4 protein-coding genes are annotated in these 3587 nt (G+C 40.5%); 1 reads left to right on the top strand and 3 read right to left on the bottom strand.

Annotated features, from left to right (window positions below; translation table 11 throughout):
• Both Q8907_14380 and Q8907_14375 read right to left on the bottom strand, forming a co-directional pair.
• Positions 1-1310, bottom strand: a 1310-nt coding sequence (locus Q8907_14380; protein ID MDP4275459.1) for a potassium/proton antiporter, incomplete at its 3' end; no start/stop codon positions are given.
• A gap of 104 nt (positions 1311-1414) precedes the next feature.
• Positions 1415-2785 (bottom strand): glycoside hydrolase family 28 protein, encoded by a 1371-nt coding sequence (locus Q8907_14375; protein MDP4275458.1) that lies wholly within the window; start codon positions 2783-2785, stop codon positions 1415-1417.
• 192 nt (positions 2786-2977) lie between these two features.
• On the opposite strand from Q8907_14375, the gene Q8907_14370 reads away from it, so the two are divergent.
• Complete coding sequence (locus Q8907_14370; protein ID MDP4275457.1) at positions 2978-3166, top strand: ferredoxin; 189 nt, start codon at positions 2978-2980, stop codon at positions 3164-3166.
• A 9-nt stretch (positions 3167-3175) separates the two neighbouring features.
• Here the strand turns inward: Q8907_14370 and Q8907_14365 are convergent.
• The coding region (locus Q8907_14365; GenBank protein ID MDP4275456.1) for a glycosyltransferase family A protein at positions 3176-3587 on the bottom strand (412 nt) is incomplete at its 5' end.

Below are 3587 nucleotides of genomic sequence, written 5' to 3'. Positions count from 1 at the left end.
AATTTGAGTTGCACGATTTGCCTGCCGATGATGGGACTATCTTCAGGAATAACAATATCGGTCAACTGGGACTTGATGCCATCCGAAAGTACAATGTCTGTCTGGGTTTTAGGCTTGAGCTCGGCTGGCAGGGTGAGGTGCAGCCACCGGGCAACCATGGGCAGGGAGGTCCCCTGAATTAAAACCGAAGTAACCGAAATGAAAAAAACAATGTTGAAAATCATGTCTGCTTTAGCCACACCCGCAATTAAGGGATAAGTGGCAAAAACAATGGGTACTGCACCCCGGAGTCCAACCCAGGAAATGAACAACCTGCTTTTGGATTGGATTTTGAAGGGTAATAAACTGATGAAAACGCTCAATGGCCTTGCTACAAATATTAAAAACATGGATATAATCAACCCGATGCCAATGAAAGGAATTACTTTACTGGGAAATACCAACAATCCAAGTGTGAGAAACAGGATGATCTGCATGAGCCAAGCCGAACTGTTGAATGATTTCAGAATTTTTTTCTTATGGATTAATTCCTGATTTCCCAGGTATATCGCACAAATATAAATGGCCAGAAATCCGTTGCCGCCAATAAAATCGGTCGCCGAAAAGCTGAAAAACATAATGGCGATGACCAGCACGATATATAATTCATCGTAATCAAGCTTGATTTTATTAATCACGAATGTCCCAACTTTTCCTGCAACAAAGCCCATCAATCCCCCCAGCAACAATTGCCGTAAAAATAAAGGAATTATACTCAGCAGGCTTGAATCCTGATTGATCACCAATCCGGTAAAAGCAATGGTCAGGATATAAGCCATGGGATCGTTGCTTCCGCTTTCCATTTCAAGGGTGGGGCGAATATTCCCTTTCAGGGCAATATTTTTTGACCGTAAAATTGAGAAAACTGCAGCAGAATCTGTTGAAGAAACAATCGAACCCAGCAGTAGCCCTTCATATATTGAAAAATCGGTAACAGCCCAGACAAAAATTCCTACAGAAACAGCAGTCAGTATGACTCCCAGGGTTGAAAGCGATATCCCCTGCCAGAGGACAGGTTTTACCGTTTGCCATCCTGTTTCCAAACCACCTGAGAACAAGATGAAATTCAGAGCTACAATTCCAATAAACTTGGCTGTTTTGGGATTGTCAAAATAAATTCCGCCTATCCCATCTGAACCGGCCAGCATTCCGACTCCTAAAAACAGGATTAAAATGGGTACTCCAAATTTTGATGAAGTTTTCCCTGCAATTAGAGAGATAAATAAAAGAATAGAACCGATTAATAGTATGTTCTCTGTGGTTAGTGCCATCTTAATTCGTGGTTTTCTCAAAAATACTCAAAAAATATGATTTTTCAAGGCTGGATTCTACGAAAACGATGGTACTGATTGAATTCTAGTTAGTTGATTAATACTTAGTCTTCATTTCTGAAATTTATGACATTCTCGTTGATGTATTTCTTTTCATGTATGGTGCCGGTTGAAATCTTTTTCAAGGTAATGTTTTTTATGGGTAAATCTTTTTGCCCGGATATTTTGGAAATAAATTTCACATCACTTGCCTGTACGTTTGTTAGATAAATATCAGAAATGGGCGTCAGCCGTTTTTTTAATGCCGGAAGCAGGTCTTTCCATTGATACAGTACATCTGTTTCAATGCCCAATATCCCCTGGTCGATTTTTCCCGATTTTATATTGGTTGCATAAATGTTTTTAACAAATCCGCCCATGTATTCGTTGGTCTTGATATAAACCAGGTGATTCAATTTGGCGCCGTCGACCACCGTGCAGCTGTCAATAAATATGTTTTCAATACCTCCTGATAATTCACTTCCGATTGCCAATAACTGATGCCCATTTTTTACGGTACAATTGCGGATGACTATGTTTTTTGAAGGAGTTTTTGACCTCCATCCTTCCGGACTCCTTCCCGATTTTACGGCAATGGCATCATCACCCTGGTCGAAGGTGCAATTTTCAATCAACACATTCTGGCTCATTTCCGGGTCAATCCCGTCATTATTGTGTCCGTGGGCCATTACTTTTAGGTTTCTGACTACAATATTTTTGGATAGATAAAGGTGAATGGTCCAAAAAGGGCTGTTGAAAATTGAAATTCCTTCCAACAGGATGTTCTCGCTGCGGTTGAACTGGATACACTGCGGCCGGAGATGTGCAGAGTCATTGGCCATCTGCCTTTCTTCAACCGGCACATTTTGAAACGATAAGTTGCACAGTCTTTTTAGACTTTCAAGGTGGGCTTTTGGCCGCGAGAACCATTGTTCCCAGATGTCCATTTTTGCCTCTATTTTGCCTTCACCCGTAATCGCTATATTTTTACACTGATAAGCATAGATCAGCGGGGAATAGTTGTAACATTCCAGCCCTTCCCAGCTTGAATGAACGGCAGGCAAATAGTCGACAGGATCTTCCGAGAAGAGAAGGACTGCTCCCTTGTCCAGGTGTAAATTGACATTGCTCTTAAGATGAATTTGTTTGGTTAGCCATTTCCCTTCGGGTATAATGACTATTCCACCTCCGGTTTTGCTGGCTTCATCAATGGCTTTTGAAATAGCCAGGGATGTTTTTTCTTTGTCTCCCTGGATAGCCCCGAAACGGGTAATCGGAAATGCTTTACAATCGATAAAATCAGGGACTTTTATGTCGGGCATATCAAAAGGTGCTTGGATTTTTAGATTTTTGACCGTTACCGTGCCCCCGTCTTTCTTAAAAGAGAAAAACACAGTTGACAAGAGAAAAATCAGGTATAAGGTATTTCTTTTCATAGATTTGAATAATTAAGTTTTTCAAGGCAAATATAGTTCCGGTGTGCAATATCGCTCAAAAATCAAGCCATTGTTTATGTTGAAAAAAATTAATAAATTAGATAAGAATTCATATAAAATATACTTGCGTTTAATTTTTGTCTGGCAGGCAAATTAATCCGGCCCTTATGTAAAACATAAAATTATAAAACCATGGCAATAACAAAAGTTTGGATAGAAGATGGGTGCACCGTCTGTGCAATGTGCGCAGATACCTGCCCTGAAGTTTTTGTAATGGATGACACTGCAACCGTCATTGAAGGTGTAAATTACAGTGATTATGAGGAAGGTATTAAGGAAGCCGCAGAAAGCTGTCCCGTGGAAATTATCAAGTACGAGTAGGCTGTTGGGCTACTTTGAATGATAAATCGAAAGCAGTCTGTTTGTGATGGAATCTTCTGTTTCATGATGGTAGAGGTAGGTAGTCAGATTGGTTTTCATTATTTTGATGTTCGCTTTTTGAGCCCTGTCAAAGAAATCAGCATCCGGTCCTAACAGAATATCCTTGTAACCCTTTAGCAAAATTGCGGTACTTTTTTCGATAAAGAAAGTACCGCCAATAATGCAATTGTCCAGACTGATCTTTTTCCTGTAGTCAAACCGGTCGGGAACATAAGGATTGCCCGATATTTTTGCTCCCCCGTACAAAAATTGGACAGCAGGATTTTTAACTAATAATGCTTTTCTGGATTCCAGGTGTGAAGGGCAGAATTCGTCGTCCGAGTCCAGAAAGGTGATGAACTTTCCGCAAGCTGCTTTGATT

Source organism: Bacteroidota bacterium, assembly GCA_030706565.1.
Taxonomy (GTDB): domain Bacteria; phylum Bacteroidota; class Bacteroidia; order Bacteroidales; family JAUZOH01; genus JAUZOH01.
This window is presented reverse-complemented; position numbering and strand designations above follow the sequence as displayed.